Origin of the sequence: Pseudomonas sp. P105 (assembly GCF_032614175.1) — a bacterium.
GTDB classification, from domain to species: Bacteria; Pseudomonadota; Gammaproteobacteria; order Pseudomonadales; family Pseudomonadaceae; genus Aquipseudomonas; species Aquipseudomonas rhizophila.
The window spans coordinates 2,007,800-2,025,517 of the sequence record NZ_CP126693.1 but is presented as its reverse complement, the minus strand read 5'-3'; the positions used below and the strand labels follow the sequence as shown (position 1 = coordinate 2,025,517).

Genomic DNA, 17,718 nt, shown 5'->3' with positions numbered 1-17,718 from the left:
CAAAGGCCCCGCCAACCCATGTTGGCGGGGCCTTTTTATTGGTGGGTATCCAGGAGCGAAGCTGTTTCACTTGCTCGCCTCCCACGCCAGTAGTAACGTGCCTACATTGTAGTTTATGAGGGCACTGCCATGTCCATCACGACCATTTCCAGCCGCGAATTCAACCACGACACAAGTGGTGCCAAAAAAGCCGCCCGCCAGGGGCCAGTCATCATCACTGACCGTGGCAAGCCGGCCCACGTACTGCTAAGCATTGAGCAGTACCAGAAACTGACCGGCATTGGCACCAGCATTGTCGAGTTGCTGGTCATGCCCGACGCGCCGGATATCGATTTCGATACCGAACGTGCCGTCATCACTCCCCGGCCTTTGGACCTGTCCTGATGTTTCTACTCGACACCAATGTCATTTCGGAACTGCGCAAGCCGCATGCAGATAAAAACGTACAGGCCTGGGCACGGAGCGTGTCCGCCCCCAACCTGTACGTCTCGGCAATCACCGTATTGGAGCTGGAAACTGGTGTAATGCGCTTCGAACGCAAGGATCCGGTGCAAGGCAGCCGCCTGCGCGCGTGGCTGGATAACCACGTCCTGCCCGCATTTTCCGGCAGGATCCTGGCGGTCGACCGCACCGTCGCGCTGCGCTGCGCTCGCCTGCATGTACCGGATCGCAACAATGAATGCGATGCACTGATTGCCGCCACGGCGCTGGTCCATGGCCTGACCGTGGTCACCCGCAATGTGAGTGATTTTCAAAGCAGCGGCGTGGCCTTGCTCAATCCATGGTCAAGCTAATATAACGTCGCGACGGACCATCAATTACCGCCAAGGAGATAGGCGCAATGGGCATCGAAACACTTCAGCGCGCAACGATGAGCCCCCAGCATGTCTGACGCGCTCTGGGCCGCTCGCCTGGGCGATGCACTGAACCACACCTCCATGATGGCCGACATTCTCGGCGGCGTGCTGGAAGTGGCGGCCAACATCGCCATCACCGCCCTGGCGACGGCAGCGGTGGTGGCCGCCACCGGCATCACCGTCGCCACGGGTGGCTTGGGTTGTTTCCTGCTCGGTGCGGTGGTGGGGGCGGTCGTGGGCATTGCCATGAGCAAGACCGGGGCCGACGAAGGCCTGAGCAATATCTGCGAAGGCATCGGCAACGCGCTCTTCCCGCCCACGGTGCAGGCCAACATCCTCACCGGCTCCAAGGACACCTTTACCAACAACATCCCCTCGGCCCGCGCCGCCGGAGCGGTTGTTTCCCATGTCGCGCCGGCCGGCACCGAACTGGACATGCCCGAGCCGGAAGAAGAAGCCGAGCCCAGTTACCTGGACATGGCCGGCAACTTCTTCTCGCAGATGTGGCGCCCCACCGTCGCCTCGCCCGCCCCCGGCACAGAGACTCGGCCGGAAGACCTGGTGATCTGCACCAAGCACCCACCGATGCCGCCGCAGTTCATGGCTGAAGGCTCGGACAAAGTCACCATCAATGGCCAGCCCGCCGTGCGCAGCGGCGACCGCAGCACCTGCGATGCGACGGTGGTCTCGGCCGGGTTGATTTCCCCGGACGTGACCATCGGCGGCGGCTCAGTGGTGGTGCGTGAGATTCGCAGCGGCAAGACCCCGGGCGTGGGGCTGGCGGTCACCGCGTTGCTGATGCTCAAGGGGGGCAAGGGCAAGTTCTTCAGCAAACTGCCGTGCATGCTGGCCGGTGGCGCGGCGTCGATGGCGGTCAGCAGCGCCATGGGCGCCGCGGCCAACGCCGCCATGGGTTCGTCGAACCCGGTGCATGCCGCCACCGGCGCCAAGGTGCTGGGCCGCGATGAAGAGCTGGACTTCGTTTTGCCCGGTGTTCTGCCAATCGACTGGCAACGCTTCTACAACAGCCGCGACGAGCGCCGCGAAGGTATGTTCGGTGCGGGCTGGAGCGTGGTCTACGAGGTGCAGGTGGAGATCCTGGCCCATCCCGAGGGCGGCGAGACCCTGCTCTACACCGACGAACAGGCCCGGCCCATCGACATGGGTTCGATCCCGTTGGGCGGCGCGGTGTTCAGTGCTGGCGAAGGCCTGGCCGTGCGACGTCATCTCAACGGGCAGTTGCTGATCGAAAGCGACGACGGTGTGTATCGCCTGTTCGAACCCACGCCGGGCCACACATCCCTGCTGCGCCTGAGCCAACTCGGTGACCGCAACGACAATCGCATCTTCCTCGACTACGACGCCGCCGGACGGCTGATACGCCTGCGCGACACCTTCGATCTGGTGCAAGTCGAGCTGATCCGCGAGCGCGAACGCGTCACCCAGATAGAACGCCTCTACCCCGACCAACAGCGCGAAGTGCTGGTCAGCTACGCCTACGACACAGCGAACAACCTGAGCGAAGTACGCGACGCCACCGGCCAGGTGCAACGGCGTTTCAGCTACGACGCCGGCCAGCGAATGCTGGAACACCAACTGCCCACCGGGCTGCGTTGCTTCTACGAATGGGCCTTGGTCGAAGACCAGGAATGGCGCGTGGTCCGCCACTGGACCGACGAGGGCGACACCTACCAGTTCGACTATGACCTCAAGGCCGGTGTAACCCGCATTACCGACGGTTTGCAGCGCGTCAGCACGCGCCACTGGAACAGCCAACACCAGATCACCCGATACAGCGACAACCTCGGCCAGACCTGGCTGTTCGAGTGGAACGACGAACGCCAACTGCTCAGCGCCACCGACCCACAGGGCGGGCGCTATGAATACAGCTATGACGAGGCCGGTAACCTGATCGGCGAAACCGATCCGTTGGGCCGCAGTGATTCGACGTTATGGCTCGAGCACTGGGCGCTGCCGCTGGTGGACACCGACGCCGCCGGCCACAGCTGGAAATACCGCTACGATCAACGCGGCAACTGCACCGCCGAAACCGATCCCCTGGGCCACGTCACCCGCTACCGCTATGACGCCCACGGTCAGGTCATCGAAATCATCGACGCCACCGGCAAGCTTAAAAAGCTGCGCTGGAATCCGTTCGGGCAGTTGGTGGAGCACATCGATTGCTCGGGTTACCCGACACGGTTCAGCTACGACCAGCGCGGCTACCTGCAGACCATCACCGACGCCCTCGGCGAGCGCACCCAGTTCAGCTACGACGCCCAAGGCCGTTTGCTCAGCAGCCAATTGCCGGATGGCCGCACCGAACAGTACCAGCGCGACCTCGCCGGGCAGTTGACCGGCTACACCGACCCGGCCGGGCACACCACGCTCTACCAGCACAACCGTCGCGGTCAGGTCCGCCAACGCACCGACGCCCACGGCCGGCAGGTGCAATTCGCGTACGACAGCTACGGGCGGCTGCAGGCGCTGACCAATGAGAATGGCGAGAGCTACCGGTTTGCCTGGGATGCGGGGGATCGGTTGGCCGAACAGCGCAACCTTGATGGCAGCGCCAAAGGCTACACGTACGACGTCCTCAACAACGTAAAACGAGTCGAAACCATCGCAGCGCCGCGAGGTGATCATCAGCCCAGTGAAAGGACCATTGTTCATCATCTCGAACGTGATGCCATTGGCCGGCTGACCACCCGAATCACACCTGATGGACAGTCCCGGTACAGCTATAGCCCGTTGAATCAGTTAATCGAAGCCACCGTCATCGCTAACGACGGCAACGAACAACGACTGGGCTTTGCTTATGACGCGCTGGGTTATCTGATTGAGGAGCAGAGTTCAGCGGGCGTTCTGAAGCATCACTACGACGAACTCGGCAACCTGATCCAGACCCACCTACCCGACGGCCGTTGGGTCAGCCGCCTGTACTATGGCAGTGGTCATCTGCACCAAATCAACCTCGACGGCCACGTCATCAGCGACTTCGAACGCGACCGGCTGCATCGAGAGGTGCTGCGCACCCAAGGCCAAATCAGCACACGGAGTGAATATGACCGTAGCGGGCGCTTACGCAGCCGCCAACGCCGGCATACCAGCCAGCCGTCGTTGATGCCTGCCGCAGATCAAACCCATTTTGAGTTTGATCCTGGCGACCACCTGGTGGCGCGCCTTGAACGGCAGCCAAAAGGTCAACAACGCCAATTGCTGCACTACGATGTGACCGGCCGCATCCTGGCAAGCCAGGGCACTCGACAAGGCCAGAATGAAACATTTTCCTTCGATGCCGCCGCCAATCTCCTCGACAGTTCACCTGGTACAGGTGGGCGGGTTACGCACAACCAACTCAAGCGCTATCAGGATAAGCACTATCGCTACGATGATTTTGGCCGAATGATTGAAAAGCGCAGTGGGCGACATGGCCTGCAGCGCTTCAGTTACGACTCGGATCACCGGCTGGTTGAAGTTCGAACCCAGAAATCCGACGGTGGAAACGTCGTCAGGATGCGCTACGACCCGTTGGGCCGAAGGATTGAGAAAACCGAACATGACGACAACGGGCGTCTCATCGCCCGCACGCGTTTCGACTGGGATGGCCTGCAATTACTCAAGGAACATAAAAATAGCCTGACCAGCCTGTACCTCTATATTGGCGACAGTCACGAGCCCTTGGCCCGGGTCGACGGCATCGGTGAACATCAACGCATCCGCTATTACCACAACGACCCCAATGGTCAGCCACAGGCCTTGACGGAAAGTGACGGCCATCCGCTATGGCACGCTCACTACCAGGTATGGGGCAATACCACTGATGAAGTCCGTGAGCCGTACTACATCGAAGAACAGAACCTGCGTTTTCAGGGGCAATACCTGGACCGGGAAACAGGCCTGCACTACAACACCTTCCGCTTCTATGATCCCGACATAGGCCGCTTTACCACGCCCGACCCCTTGGGCCTGGCCGCAAGCCTGAATCTTTATCGCTACGCACCGAATCCATTTACCTGGATCGACCCGCTGGGGCTTAAAGAGAATGAGATTATCCGGTACATGGGCGAGAGCGAAACCGTCTCGTCCAAGGCCGCCAACGGAGGCAAAGGCGGCTTGGTTCCGAATATCCGAGGAGAGAAAGCGGTCTGGGTCAACCAGGACAGTAACCCTGGATTCAACCCAGGTAATGAGAAGTATCGGGTAGTGGCCACCGTCAATAACGAAGGGGTCAGCATGCTCAATAACCACAAGGACATCTCTACCGTTGACTATAAAGAGACGGGCCTGAAAGATGGCGTGCTGTCCAAGACGAATGAGCCCAAGGCCAGAGGCATCGGTTTCCGATTATTGGATAAATTCAATAAAACCATTACGTCATTTCGTGTCGAGAAGAAAGGCCCGAACGGAAAATGGAAGACCTGCGGATAAAGCCAGATGGACATATTCGATCTTCTCTCATACAAGCTTGAAAACTTCCTGAACGTCCGGCCGTATCCGAAGGCGTTGGGTGCTGTTTTTTACAAAGAAGACGAGCCTTCGCTACTGAACGTCGTCGCGAAAAAACACAATGGCGCTCCCTTCAGCGTTAGCCGCTGGCGGGACTTGTTTTCCACCAGCGCTTTCGAAAAAGCCATGCTGAAGAACGGCTTCACGGAACCCGACTGCTACGCCCTCCTCCTGGTCCTGTCGCGCTTTGGCTACCTGCTTGAAATCGACAACCGTCAACGAACCAACAAGGAATATTTTATTTTCTTCTACCTGATCCAACTGATCAGCTTGAAGAACAGCACCCTGGATGCGGATGCGCGCCTCAGGAACTACATGCTTAGGTTCCTCCTCTTCGAATTGAGCATCGATGACGAGGCGTATCGTCGGTTCAGCATCGAGGGCAATCAGTTGATGATGGCGACCGATGGGCTGGGGTCCGTGGCTTTTCTGGATGTGATTGATCTGGTTTACAAAGCGATCAAGGCCGACAGCAGGAAAGAGCATCAATTGCTGAGTACGTTGAAAACGTTTCAAACAAGCACAGTCAGATTACTCAGCGAGCCCGACGATACCCATTACCGCTGCGCGATCAATGATCGTCACAGCGAGCTTATGTACCCCGACGTTTTTTTGCCCACCTATGCTCAGGACAGGCAAAAAATATTTGATGCTTTGATCGACGCGGTCAATCCGCTTCAGTCAACGGCAAACCTGTTCGTCTCCAATATGGTTGTGATGAATTACGCCTTTCACGTCCTGAAAGACAAGCCTCACGAAATTCTAAAACTGAAAAAACACGTCCGTGATGAAGCGCTGTTCGGCCAATTGCTGGAAGTGATCATCATGCGTCGGATGGCAGTCAACAAAGCGCTGTTCGAAAAAATTCTCACGGGGCACGATCTGTCCTTGATCAAGGATGAGCAAACCGCGTTCTACAACATTTTGTACCGCCGGTAGAAACTTGATGCATTTGTGCGCCTGACGCTTCTCTTTGCAGCGCACAAAAATAATCAGAGCCGGGATTCGGCTGTGCTCAAGAAAACCCTGGCGGCTAGATCAAATTGGGAAACAAGCAGTTCGATCTGGCGCTTGCGAACAAATGACCAGGCGCAGGTTAAGCGCAAATCCCCGTGGCGAGGGAACTTACTCCCGCTGGGCGGCGGAGCCGCCAAAAATAGTGGCACAAAACAATCAGGAGGGGCTGTCGAACGAGTCGGCAGGCCCTTGGTTTTTTCGCCAACGCCATGGAATGTCTATAGTCAATTGATCTGGGTCATGACTTGTTACATCCGCTACACCATTCTATGCAGAGTCCCAACGCGACCAAAGGTCGCACCCTTGAGCTAGACCTACAGGCGTATCATTGCACCACTGCAATACCCTTTCTGACCGTGGTCGGCACGTACTGATCCCGGCACTTTTCCACTGCCGTGGGATGCATTTTGATGAGTAACCAGATTCCGGTACATGACGTCACCCCGCCTGCCAAGGACGCGAACCAAAGCGTCGACCTGTATGCCTCTCGGGAAAAAATCTACACCCGTGCCTTCACCGGCCTGTTCCGCAACCTGCGGATGGTCGGCGGTGGCGTGTTGTTCCTGCTGTATTTCGGTACGGTCTGGCTGAACTGGGGCGGGCATCAGGCCGTCTGGTGGAACCTGCCCGAACGCAAATTCTTCATTTTCGGTGCGACCTTCTGGCCCCAGGACTTCATCCTCCTGTCCGGACTGCTGATCATTGCCGCGTTCGGCCTGTTTTTCATTACGGTCTATGCCGGTCGGGTCTGGTGCGGCTACACCTGTCCGCAAAGCGTGTGGACCTGGATTTTCATGTGGTGCGAGAAGGTCACCGAAGGCGACCGCAACCAACGCATCAAGCTCGACAAGGCGCCCATGAGCGGGAACAAGTTCCTGCGCAAGTTGGCCAAGCACAGCCTGTGGCTGCTGATCGGTTTTGTGACCGGCATGACCTTCGTCGGTTATTTCACGCCGATTCGCGAACTGGTGTTCGAATTCTTTACCGGCCAGGCCGATGGCTGGTCGTATTTCTGGGTCGGCTTCTTCACCCTCGCCACCTACGGCAACGCCGGCTGGCTGCGCGAGCAGGTGTGCATCTACATGTGCCCTTACGCCCGTTTCCAGAGCGTGATGTTCGACAAGGACACCCTGATCGTTTCCTACGACCCGCGTCGGGGCGAAAGCCGTGGCCCGCGCAAGAAGGGCGTTGACTACAAGGCCCTGGGCCTGGGGGACTGCATCGACTGCACCATGTGCGTCCAGGTCTGCCCCACCGGTATCGACATTCGCGATGGCCTGCAGATTGAATGCATCGGCTGCGCGGCGTGCATCGACGCCTGCGACAACATCATGGACAAGATGGATTATCCGCGCGGGCTGATCAGTTACACCACCGAACATAACCTCTCGGGGCAGAAAACCCATAAACTGCGCCCACGCCTGATCGGTTATGCCCTGGTGCTGCTGGCAATGATCAGCCTGCTGGTGACCGCGTTCTTCATGCGTTCGCTGGTCGGTTTTGATGTCAGCAAGGACCGCGTGCTGTACCGCGAGAACGCCGAAGGCCGGATCGAGAACGTCTACAGCCTCAAGATCATGAACAAGGACCAGCACGACCATACGTACGTGCTGGAGGCCTCCGGCCTGCCGGATCTCAAGCTCCAGGGACGCCGGGAAATCAAGGTCGCGGCCGGTGAGATCTTCACCCAGCCGGTAGAACTGTCCAGTGCACCGGACCAACTGCCGTCGAGCACCAACGAGGTGACGTTCATCCTCAAGGATGCCGATGACGACAGCGTTCATGTTGAAGCCAAGAGCCGGTTCATCGGCCCACAAATTCGTTGAGAGAACTGAACATGCCTGCAGCAACCGCCACCAGCCCCTGGTACAAGCATCTCTGGCCGTGGATCATCATTGCGATCCTGGCCTGCTCGGTGACGCTGAGTCTGACCATGGTGACCATCGCCGTGAACAACCCGGACAACCTGGTCAACGACAACTACTACGAAGCCGGCAAGGGCATCAACCGCTCCCTGGAGCGCGAACTGCTGGGCCAGACCCTGCAACTGCATGCCAACGTGCAACTGGATGACGTCACCGGCGAAGTGAACCTGCGCCTGAGCGGCGACAGCCGGCCCCAGACCCTGGAACTGAGCCTGATCTCGCCCACCCAGCCGGAGAAGGATCGCAAGATCGTCCTGACGCGCAACGACAGCGAGCCGGGACGGTATGTCGGTCAGTTGACGGACAAGATCGAAGGCCGGCGTTTTGTCGAATTGCTGGGTGTGGAGAACGACAAGACCTGGCGCCTGTTCGAAGAAGAGCAGATCAACCATGACCAGGCCATCCTGCTCGGCGATGAACCGCTGCAAGGCGCTGAAGACCTGAAGAAATAAGCTGCTTTCCTGTGGCGAGGGAGCTTGCTCCCGCTGGGCTGCGAAGCGGCCCTGTCTTTTGGCCTGACGCTCCTTTCAGGCATATTGAGTTCCAGGATTACGACTGCTTCGCAGCCGAGCGGGAGCAAGCTCCCTCGCCACAAAGGCCTTCATAGCGACAACCATGACCACCCCACTGCCTTGCTACCACTGCGCCCTGCCCGTCCCCCCAGGCAGTCGCTTCACCGCCGTTGTCCTGGGTGAAACCCGTGAGCTGTGCTGCCCGGGCTGCCAGGCGGTGGCCGAGGCCATTGTCGCCGGTGGTTTGGAAAGTTATTACCAGCATCGCAGCGAAGCGTCGGCCAACCCCGAAACCCTGCCGGTCCAGTTGACCGATGAGCTGGCGCTGTACGACCGCCCGGACGTGCAGCAGTCGTTCGTGCGCCATGAAGGCGAGCTGGCCGAAACCACGCTGCTGATCGAGGGCATCAGTTGCGCCGCCTGCGGCTGGCTGATCGAAAAACAACTGCGCAGCCTGCCCGCCGTGGCCGAGGCGCGGCTGAACCTGTCCAATCACCGCCTGCACGTGAGCTGGGCCGACGCTCAATTACCGCTGAGCACCTTGCTGGCCGAACTGCGCCAGATCGGCTACGTCGCCCATCCCTACCAGGCTGACCAAGCCAGCGAACAACTGGCCGCGCAAAATCGCCTGGCCCTGCGCCAATTGGGCGTAGCCGGTTTGCTCTGGTTCCAGGCGATGATGGCGACCATGGCCACCTGGCCGGAATTCAACATCGACCTGAGCCCGGAGATGCACACCATCCTGCGCTGGGTCGCGCTGTTCCTCACCACACCTATCGTGTTTTATAGCTGCGCGCCGTTCTTCAAGGGCGCGATGCGCGACCTGCGCACCCGACACCTGACCATGGACGTTTCGGTGTCCCTGGCCATTGGCGGTGCCTACGTGGCCGGGATCTGGACGTCCGTCACCGGGGTGGGCGAGCTGTATTTCGATGCCGTGGGCATGTTCGCGTTGTTCCTTCTGGCCGGTCGCTACCTGGAACGCCGTGCCCGGGAGCGCACCGCTGCCGCCACCGCTCAGCTGGTCAATCTGCTGCCGGCCTCGTGCCTGCGCCTGGAGGATAACGGCCAGAGTGAACGCATCCTGCTCAGCGAATTGCGCACCGGTGACCGGGTCCTGGTGCATCCCGGAGCGGTTCTGCCGGCCGACGGCAGAATCCTCGACGGCCAGTCCAGTGTCGACGAATCGCTGCTGACCGGCGAATACCTGCCACAACCTCGCCAAGTGGGCGACACGGTGACGGCCGGCACCCTTAACGTAGAAGGCGCATTGACGGTCCAGGTGTTGGCACTGGGGCAAGACACCCGGCTGTCGGCCATCGTCCGGTTGCTGGAACGAGCCCAGGCCGAAAAGCCACGGCTGGCGGAAATCGCCGACCGCGCCGCGCAATGGTTCCTGCTGTTCTCCCTGGTCGCTGCGGCGGCCATCGGTGTGCTGTGGTGGCAACTGGATGCCTCTCGCGCCTTCTGGATTGTGCTGGCGATGCTGGTCGCCACCTGCCCTTGCGCACTGTCCCTGGCCACGCCAACCGCTCTTACCGCCGCCACCGGCACGCTGCACAAGCTTGGCCTGCTGCTGACTCGCGGCCATGTGCTGGAGGGCCTGAACCAGATCGACACGGTGATTTTCGACAAGACCGGCACCCTCACCGAAGGGCGTCTGGCGTTGCGCGCCATTCGAACGCTGACGGCCCTGGACAGTGATCAATGCCTGGGCCTGGCCGCGGCCCTGGAAAATCGCTCCGAACACCCCATCGCCCGTGCCTTTGGCCGCGCGCCACTGGCCGCCGAGCATGTGCAAAGCACCCCGGGGCTGGGCCTGGAAGGGCTGGTGGGTGACCAGCGCCTGCGCATCGGCCAACCCGGTTTTGTCTGCGAACTCAGTGGCGCGGCGGTGCCGGTGATGCCGGATGAGCCCGGACAATGGTTGCTGCTGGGTGATGACATCGGTCCGTTGGCCTGGTTCGTCCTCGACGACCGCTTGCGTACCGACGCCCCGGCATTGCTGGCCGCCTGCAAAGCGCGGGGCTGGCGCACACTGTTGCTGTCGGGCGACAGTTCGCCCATGGTTGCCAGTGTCGCCGCCGAACTGGGCATCGATGAGGCCCGCGGCGGTTTGCGCCCGGACGACAAACTGGCCGTGTTGCAACAGTTGCACCAGCAGGGCCGCAAGGTGCTGATGCTCGGCGACGGGGTGAACGACGTGCCGGTGCTGGCGGCGGCGGACATCAGTGTCGCCATGGGCTCGGCCACCGATCTTGCCAAGACCAGCGCCGATGCGGTGCTGCTGTCCAACCGTCTCGACGCCCTGATCCACGCCTTCAGCCTGGCCCGGCGCACACGGCGGGTGATCATCGAGAACCTGGTGTGGGCGGCACTGTACAATGGCCTCATGTTGCCGTTCGCCGCCCTCGGCTGGATTACGCCGGTGTGGGCCGCGATCGGCATGTCCATCAGTTCGCTGACCGTGGTGTTGAATGCGCTGAGGCTGACTCGCCAGCCCAAGATGCAGGTTTTCGATGCCTCGCCCGATACCCGCCCGCTGCCGGCCTGAGCCGCGCGGGCATGGAGTTCCGACATGCCAGCTCTTTACGTGATGATCCCGGCCGCACTGCTGATCGTGGCCATTGCCGTCTACATCTTCTTCTGGGCCGTGGACAGCGGGCAGTACGACGACCTCGACGGTCCGGCCCACAGCATTCTGTTCGACGATCAGGATCCGAACCACAAGGCAGCGGTGGACGAAGCCAGCGGCGAGCCCCGCAAACCGGACGACAAGGCCCCGCCCCATGCTTGATCTGGCGCCACTGTTGGTCTCGGCGCTCATCCTGGGTTTATTGGGCGGCGGCCATTGCCTGGGGATGTGCGGCGGCCTGATGGGCGCCCTGACCCTGGCAATCCCCAAGGAACAGCGCAGCCGGCGCTTTCGGTTGCTGCTGGCCTACAACCTGGGGCGGATTCTGAGCTACGCCAGCGCAGGGCTACTGATCGGCCTGGCTGGTTGGGCCGTGGCCAATAGTCCGGCGGCGATGGTCATGCGCGTGTTGGCCGGCCTGCTGTTGATCGCCATGGGCCTGTACCTGGCGGGCTGGTGGAGCGGCCTGACCCGCATCGAAGGCGTCGGTCGTGGCCTGTGGCGGCATATCCAGCCCGTCGCCAACCGCTTGCTGCCGGTGTCGAGCCTGCCCAGGGCCTTGCTGCTCGGCGCGCTCTGGGGCTGGCTGCCGTGCGGGTTGGTCTACAGCACCCTGCTCTGGTCGGCCAGCCAGGGCGATGCGCTGGACAGCGCGTTGCTGATGCTCGCCTTCGGTCTCGGCACCTGGCCGGTGTTGCTCGCCACGGGCATGGCCGCCGAACGCATCACCGCCCTGTTGCGCAAACGCAGCGTGCGCATGGCCGGCGGGCTGTTGGTGATTGTCTTTGGTATCTGGACCCTGCCAGGGCCGCATCAGCATTGGCTCATGGGGCATTGACCGAGTCGCCGCCATCGCGAGCAGGCTCGCTCCCACACTGGATCGCGGCTGACCCAAACCTCATGAACACCGCAAATCCCTGTGGGAGCGAGCTTGCTCGCGATTGGCCCTCGCCCAGACTCCACCCCCCGTTGACGCAAATCAAAACCGCCCCGCGCCCTCCCTCTTAAACTCTCGCCCATGCCAGCCTATCCGGGAAACGCCCGCATGCTCGACGCCATTCGTTGGGACTCAAACCTGATCCACCGTTACGACCTGGCGGGGCCCCGCTACACCTCGTATCCGACCGCGGCGCAATTTGGCAGCCAGGTGGGGACCTTCGACCTGCTCCACGCCCTGCGCGACAGCCGCAAAGCCTTGAGGCCACTGTCGTTGTATGTGCATGTGCCGTTCTGCGCGAACATTTGCTACTACTGCGCCTGCAACAAAGTCATCACCAAGGACCGCAGCCGCGCCCATGCCTATCTGCAACGCCTGGAACAGGAAATCCAGCTGATCGGCTGCCACCTCGACCCGGCCCAGCGCGTAGAACAGTTGCACCTGGGCGGCGGCACCCCGACGTTCCTCAACCATGACGAACTGCGCCAGTTGATGGCCAGGTTGCGCCAACACTTCAACCTGCTGGAGGACGATTCCGGCGACTACGGGATCGAAATCGATCCCCGGGAAGCCGACTGGTCCACCATGGGCCTGTTGCGGGAACTGGGTTTTAACCGCGTCAGCATCGGCCTGCAGGACCTTGACCCGGCCGTGCAGCGCGCCGTCAACCGCCTGCAAAGCCTGGAAGAAACCCGCGCGGTGATCGAAGCCGCCCGGACCTTGCAGTTCCGTTCGATCAACATCGACCTGATCTACGGGCTGCCCAAACAGACCCCGGAGAATTTCGCCCGCACGGTCCAGGAAGTCATCCAGCTGCAGCCGGACCGGCTTTCGGTGTTCAACTACGCCCACTTGCCGGAACGCTTCATGCCCCAACGCCGCATCAACAGCCAGGACCTGCCCAACCCGGCGCAGAAACTGGCGATGCTGCAAGGCACCATCGAACAACTGACCGCGGCGGGTTATCGCTATATCGGCATGGACCACTTCGCCCTGCCCGACGACGAACTGGCGATTGCCCAGGAAGACGCCACCCTGCAACGCAACTTCCAGGGCTATACCACCCATGGTCACTGCGACCTGATCGGCCTTGGCGTGTCAGCCATCAGCCAGATCGGCGATTTGTACTGCCAGAACAGCAGTGACCTGAGCCATTACCAGAACACCCTGGCCGACGGTCAACTGGCGACCAGTCGCGGGCTGCTGTGCAATGCCGACGATCGGCTGCGGCGCGCGGTGATCCAGCAGTTGATCTGCCATTTCAATCTGCTATTCACCGACATCGAACAAACGTTCAACATCGATTTTCGCGGTTACTTTGCACCGTTGTGGCCGCAATTGCAGGGGATGGCCGAAGACGGCCTGATCGAATTGGACAGCAGCCACATCAAGGTACTGCCCGCCGGGCGCCTGCTGGTGCGCTCGGTGTGCATGGTCTTTGATGCCTATCTGGAAGGACACAATCGACAGCGCTTCTCCCGAGTCATCTGAGCGCGACAATTTGACGATGAAAGCCCACTGGCCGGAGTACCTGCGCTGAGTTACCCTTACGGCTTATGTGTGTTTCCCACAAGGATTTAAGAAATGTCCGAGCCAGTCAAACTGCGCGCCCACAACCAGGCCCATTGCAAGGATTGCAGCCTGGCTCCGCTCTGCCTGCCACTTTCATTGAATCTGGAGGATATGGACGCGCTGGACGACATCGTTAAACGGGGCCGACCGTTGAAAAAAGGTGAATTCCTGTTTCGCCAGGGCGACACCTTCGATTCCGTCTATGCCGTGCGCTCGGGCGCCTTGAAAACCTTCAATCTGAGCGATGGCGGCGAAGAACAGCTCACCGGCTTCCACCTGCCCAGCGAGCTGGTGGGTCTGTCGGGCATGGACACCGAAACCCATCCGGTCTCGGCCCAGGCGCTGGAAACCACCTCGGTGTGCGAGATACCCTTCGATCGCCTGGACGAACTGGCCTTGCAACTGCCGCAACTGCGTCGTCAGTTGATGCGGGTCATGAGCCGGGAAATCCGCGACGATCAGCAAATGATGCTGCTGCTCTCGAAGAAAACCGCCGACGAACGCATCGCCACGTTCCTGGTCAACCTCTCGGCACGTTTCCGCGCTCGCGGGTTTTCGGCCAACCAGTTCCGCCTGAGCATGTCGCGTAACGAAATCGGCAACTACCTGGGCCTGGCGGTGGAAACCGTGTCCCGGGTATTCACCCGTTTCCAACAGAACGAGTTGATCGCCGCCGAAGGCAAGGAGATCCATATTCTCGACCCGATCCAGCTCTGCGCCCTGGCGGGTGGCTCGATCGACGGCTGATGAGCATGCGCGCGGCCCAGGTTCGCCTTGCCGCGCTATACTCCGGCGTTTGCAGCCTGCCAGGACACCTAGACGATGGTCTTCGACTCCTTCGATATCAAATCCCTGATCCGCCCCGTAATCGATTTCCCCAAACCGGGCGTGATCTTTCGCGACATTACCCCACTGTTCCAGTCCCCCACCGCGCTGCGGCTGGTGATGGACAGCTTCGCCCACCGTTATGTCGAGGCTGAGTTCACTCACATCGGCGCGATGGATGCGCGAGGCTTCCTGATCGGCTCAATCCTGGCCTATCAGTTGAACAAGCCCCTGGTGCTGTTTCGCAAGCAAGGCAAGCTGCCGGCGGATGTGCTGGCCGAGGGTTACCAGACCGAATACGGCGAAGCCTTCCTTGAAGTTCACGCCGACAGCCTGTGCGAGGGTGATTCGGTGGTGATGTTCGATGACCTGATCGCCACCGGCGGCACGCTGATCGCCGCCGCCAACCTGATCCGCCGCATGGGCGCCAAGGTCCACGAGGCCGCGGCGATCATCGACCTGCCGGAGTTGCTTGGCTCGCAGCGCCTGGAAGACATGGGGATACCGACGTTCTGCCTGACGCAGTTTTCGTTGAGCGAAAGGTAACGCCCGTCAATAGCACACACACCCTGTGGGAGCGAGCCTGCTCGCGATAGCGGCGTGTCAGCCGACATCGATGGTGACTGACACACCGCTATCGCGAGCAGGCTCGCTCCCACAGGGTTCTTCGTGGCAGTTATAAAGCGATCGGTTTGCGCCCGGCAAACGAATGCGCCAGCGTCCCGCCGTCCACCAGTTCCAGCTCGCCGCCCAGCGGCACGCCATGAGCGATGCGTGAGGCGATCAGGCCCTTGTTGTTGAGCAATTGCGCGATGTAGTGGGCGGTGGCTTCGCCTTCGACCGTCGGGTTGGTGGCGAGGATGACTTCGGTGAAAGTCCCGGCCTCTTCGATCCGCGCCATCAGTTGCGGAATGCCGATGGCTTCCGGTCCCAGGCCGTCGAGCGGAGACAAATGCCCCTTGAGCACGAAATAACGGCCGCGAAAACCGGTCTGCTCCACGGCGTACACATCCATGGGTCCTTCCACGACGCATAGCAGGCTGTCGTCCCGACGCGGGTCGGCGCATTGCGGGCAGAGGTCGTCTTCAGTGAGGGTGCGGCATAAGCGGCAATGTCCTACCCCTTCCATGGCCTGGCTCAGGGCCAGAGCCAGACGCGAACCGCCGCTGCGATCACGCTCAAGCAATTGCAACGCCATGCGCTGAGCAGTTTTCTGACCCACACCCGGCAAAGTTCGCAGGGCGTCGATCAGTTGGCGAATCAAAGGGCTGAAGCTCATGGAGGAAATGTCCGACATAACAACGAGACGCGGTTTATACCCGCGCCTCCGATTAGCGTCAAATACTCAATCCTGCGCCACCCGCACCACCAGCTTGCCGAAGTTGCGCCCTTCCAGCAGGCCGATAAAGGCCTGTGGGGCATTCTCAAGGCCATCGACCACGTCTTCGCGGAACTTGACCTTGCCGTCACGCACCCAAGGCGCCATGGCGCTGATGAACTCCGGCTGACGACCACTGAAATCGTCGAACACGATAAACCCCTGGATCCGCACGCGCTTGGTCAGCAAGGTGCGCTGCAATTGCGGCAAGCGATCCGGGCCAGTGGGAGCTTCATGCTCGTTGTAGGACGCGATCAGGCCACAGAGGGGAATCCGCGCCTTGGCGTTGAGCAGCGGCACCACGGCGTCGAACACCTTGCCACCGACGTTTTCGTAATAGATGTCGATGCCCTTGTCGCAAGCCCGGGCCAGTGCCTCGGCAAAGTCATCGCGCTTGTGATCGACACAGGCGTCGAACCCCAACTCGTCGACCACGTACTTGCATTTCTCGGGGCCGCCGGCCACACCGACCACCCGCAGGCCCTTGATCTTCGCCACCTGGCCGACCACCGAGCCGACTGCGCCCGAGGCTGCCGCGACCACCAGGGTTTCCCCGGCCTTGGGCTGACCGATCTCCATCAAGCCCATGTACGCGGTCATGCCCGGCATGCCCAGCACACCCAGCGCCATCGACGGGCTGGGCAGCCCGGACGGGATCGGAATGACATTGCGGCCATCGCTGACAGTGTGGCTCTGCCACCCCGTAGCGCCCACCACCAGATCCCCCTCCTGAAACTTCGGATGCGTAGAACGCTCGACCCGGCTGACAGCACCACCGGTCATCACCTCATCGATTTCCACCGGCGCGGCATAGGAAGGTGCATCACTCATACGCCCACGCATGTAAGGGTCCAATGAGAGAAACAGCGTCTTGAGCAGGATCTGCCCCTCCTGCAGCTCCGGCAACGTCACCTGCTCCAGACGGAAGTTGTCCGGGGTGGGAGCACCTGTGGGGCGGGAGGCGAGGACGATGCGCTGGTGGGTGGTCGATGCTTGTGACATGGAAGCGTCTCCTTGATCGTTGAGTGGGACCTATAGGAAGCAGACCATTGCCGACGGGGCGGCGTTCGATGTTTGTTCAGTGGGTACTGGTGTGAGCAAGTGAAGTTTCTAGCGCACTCGCCTTGTGACACAAACAAAAATGCCAGGCGCGATGCCTGGCATTGTATGTAGCCCATCCCGATCGGGATGGCGAGTCAGAACGGCAGTTTCATGCCCGGCGGCAGTTGCATGCCAGCGGTCATGCCGGACATTTTGTCCTGGCTGTTGGCTTCGATCTTGCGCACTGCGTCATTGACGGCGGCGGCGAACAGGGCTTCGAGCATTTCCTTGTCGTCTTCGCTCAGGCCTTCGACCACGCTCGGGTCGATGCTCACGCGCTTGATGTCATGGCGACCGGTCATGACCACGGTCACCATGTCGCCGCCGGACTTGCCGGTGACTTCGGCGTTGGCCAGTTCTTCCTGCATCTTGGCCATTTTTTCCTGCATCTGCTGCGCCTGCTTCATCAGGCCGGCCATGCCACCTTTCATCATGGGAATCACCTCGAAA

The 17,718-nt window shown here is 60.9% G+C and carries 15 protein-coding genes; 12 read left to right on the top strand and 3 right to left on the bottom strand.

From position 1 onward, the window contains the following. The first annotated feature begins 129 nt into the window (after positions 1-129). From QOM08_RS09075 to QOM08_RS09020, 12 genes are all read left to right on the top strand, one after another. A complete protein-coding gene (locus QOM08_RS09075) occupies positions 130-384 on the top strand; it encodes a type II toxin-antitoxin system Phd/YefM family antitoxin (protein WP_188252456.1) in 255 nt (84 codons plus the stop codon). Next, positions 384-794 carry a type II toxin-antitoxin system VapC family toxin gene (locus QOM08_RS09070; RefSeq protein WP_188252457.1) on the top strand — a complete coding sequence of 137 codons (411 nt, stop codon included), beginning with the start codon at positions 384-386 and terminating at the stop codon, positions 792-794. The genes QOM08_RS09075 and QOM08_RS09070 overlap by 1 nt, the downstream gene beginning before the upstream one ends. Before the next feature lie 90 nt (positions 795-884). Continuing rightward, positions 885-5,288 (top strand): RHS repeat-associated core domain-containing protein, encoded by a 4,404-nt coding sequence (locus tag QOM08_RS09065; RefSeq protein ID WP_223194612.1) that lies wholly within the window; start codon positions 885-887, stop codon positions 5,286-5,288. 6 nt (positions 5,289-5,294) lie between these two features. Beyond that, entirely contained in the window at positions 5,295-6,305 is a 1,011-nt protein-coding gene (locus tag QOM08_RS09060; protein WP_316912849.1) for a hypothetical protein, read from the top strand. A gap of 488 nt (positions 6,306-6,793) precedes the next feature. Further along, positions 6,794-8,209, top strand: coding sequence for a cytochrome c oxidase accessory protein CcoG (gene ccoG / locus QOM08_RS09055; RefSeq protein ID WP_047227182.1), 1,416 nt, complete (start codon positions 6,794-6,796; stop codon positions 8,207-8,209). An 11-nt stretch (positions 8,210-8,220) separates the two neighbouring features. Beyond that, complete coding sequence (locus QOM08_RS09050; RefSeq protein WP_047227181.1) at positions 8,221-8,760, top strand: FixH family protein; 540 nt, start codon at positions 8,221-8,223, stop codon at positions 8,758-8,760. Between the two features lie 163 nt (positions 8,761-8,923). Next, complete coding sequence (locus QOM08_RS09045) at positions 8,924-11,374, top strand: heavy metal translocating P-type ATPase (RefSeq protein ID WP_188251214.1); 2,451 nt, start codon at positions 8,924-8,926, stop codon at positions 11,372-11,374. Positions 11,375-11,398: 24 nt separating this feature from the next. Continuing rightward, positions 11,399-11,617, top strand: a complete 219-nt coding sequence (gene ccoS, locus QOM08_RS09040; RefSeq protein ID WP_047227179.1) for a cbb3-type cytochrome oxidase assembly protein CcoS — start codon at positions 11,399-11,401, stop codon at positions 11,615-11,617. Beyond that, on the top strand, positions 11,610-12,293 hold the full coding sequence (locus QOM08_RS09035) for a sulfite exporter TauE/SafE family protein (RefSeq protein ID WP_316912848.1): 684 nt from the start codon (positions 11,610-11,612) through the stop codon (positions 12,291-12,293). Before ccoS ends, QOM08_RS09035 begins: the two co-directional genes overlap by 8 nt. A gap of 207 nt (positions 12,294-12,500) precedes the next feature. After that, a complete protein-coding gene (hemN, locus tag QOM08_RS09030; RefSeq protein WP_316912847.1) occupies positions 12,501-13,883 on the top strand; it encodes an oxygen-independent coproporphyrinogen III oxidase in 1,383 nt (460 codons plus the stop codon). A gap of 93 nt (positions 13,884-13,976) precedes the next feature. Next, positions 13,977-14,711, top strand: coding sequence for a fumarate/nitrate reduction transcriptional regulator Fnr (gene fnr / locus QOM08_RS09025; RefSeq protein ID WP_047227176.1), 735 nt, complete (start codon positions 13,977-13,979; stop codon positions 14,709-14,711). A 75-nt stretch (positions 14,712-14,786) separates the two neighbouring features. After that, positions 14,787-15,335, top strand: coding sequence for an adenine phosphoribosyltransferase (locus tag QOM08_RS09020; RefSeq protein WP_041020481.1), 549 nt, complete (start codon positions 14,787-14,789; stop codon positions 15,333-15,335). A gap of 130 nt (positions 15,336-15,465) precedes the next feature. Here the strand turns inward: QOM08_RS09020 and recR are convergent, their stop codons facing one another. The 3 genes from recR to QOM08_RS09005 all read right to left on the bottom strand — a co-directional run bounded on the left by recR (position 15,466) and on the right by QOM08_RS09005 (position 17,702). Continuing rightward, the gene (recR, locus tag QOM08_RS09015) at positions 15,466-16,068 is read right to left on the bottom strand and encodes a recombination mediator RecR (protein WP_047227281.1); all 603 of its coding nucleotides are present in this window, start codon (positions 16,066-16,068) and stop codon (positions 15,466-15,468) included. Between the two features lie 66 nt (positions 16,069-16,134). Next, positions 16,135-17,169 carry an NADP-dependent oxidoreductase gene (locus tag QOM08_RS09010; RefSeq protein WP_316912846.1) on the bottom strand — a complete coding sequence of 345 codons (1,035 nt, stop codon included), beginning with the start codon at positions 17,167-17,169 and terminating at the stop codon, positions 16,135-16,137. Between the two features lie 194 nt (positions 17,170-17,363). After that, the gene (locus QOM08_RS09005) at positions 17,364-17,702 is read right to left on the bottom strand and encodes a YbaB/EbfC family nucleoid-associated protein (RefSeq protein ID WP_003183512.1); all 339 of its coding nucleotides are present in this window, start codon (positions 17,700-17,702) and stop codon (positions 17,364-17,366) included. Positions 17,703-17,718: the final 16 nt, after the last annotated feature.

Coding starts and splice junctions, on each gene's coding strand:
- ccoS (WP_047227179.1), top strand. CDS start 11,399: ATGCCAGCTCTTTACGTGATGATCCCGGCCGCACTGCTGATCGTGGCC.
- fnr (WP_047227176.1), top strand. CDS start 13,977: ATGTCCGAGCCAGTCAAACTGCGCGCCCACAACCAGGCCCATTGCAAG.
- QOM08_RS09065 (WP_223194612.1), top strand. CDS start 885: ATGTCTGACGCGCTCTGGGCCGCTCGCCTGGGCGATGCACTGAACCAC.
- QOM08_RS09035 (WP_316912848.1), top strand. CDS start 11,610: ATGCTTGATCTGGCGCCACTGTTGGTCTCGGCGCTCATCCTGGGTTTA.
- QOM08_RS09075 (WP_188252456.1), top strand. CDS start 130: ATGTCCATCACGACCATTTCCAGCCGCGAATTCAACCACGACACAAGT.
- QOM08_RS09045 (WP_188251214.1), top strand. CDS start 8,924: ATGACCACCCCACTGCCTTGCTACCACTGCGCCCTGCCCGTCCCCCCA.
- QOM08_RS09005 (WP_003183512.1), bottom strand. CDS start 17,702: ATGATGAAAGGTGGCATGGCCGGCCTGATGAAGCAGGCGCAGCAGATG.
- QOM08_RS09070 (WP_188252457.1), top strand. CDS start 384: ATGTTTCTACTCGACACCAATGTCATTTCGGAACTGCGCAAGCCGCAT.
- ccoG (WP_047227182.1), top strand. CDS start 6,794: ATGAGTAACCAGATTCCGGTACATGACGTCACCCCGCCTGCCAAGGAC.
- QOM08_RS09010 (WP_316912846.1), bottom strand. CDS start 17,169: ATGTCACAAGCATCGACCACCCACCAGCGCATCGTCCTCGCCTCCCGC.
- recR (WP_047227281.1), bottom strand. CDS start 16,068: ATGAGCTTCAGCCCTTTGATTCGCCAACTGATCGACGCCCTGCGAACT.
- QOM08_RS09050 (WP_047227181.1), top strand. CDS start 8,221: ATGCCTGCAGCAACCGCCACCAGCCCCTGGTACAAGCATCTCTGGCCG.
- hemN (WP_316912847.1), top strand. CDS start 12,501: ATGCTCGACGCCATTCGTTGGGACTCAAACCTGATCCACCGTTACGAC.
- QOM08_RS09020 (WP_041020481.1), top strand. CDS start 14,787: ATGGTCTTCGACTCCTTCGATATCAAATCCCTGATCCGCCCCGTAATC.
- QOM08_RS09060 (WP_316912849.1), top strand. CDS start 5,295: ATGGACATATTCGATCTTCTCTCATACAAGCTTGAAAACTTCCTGAAC.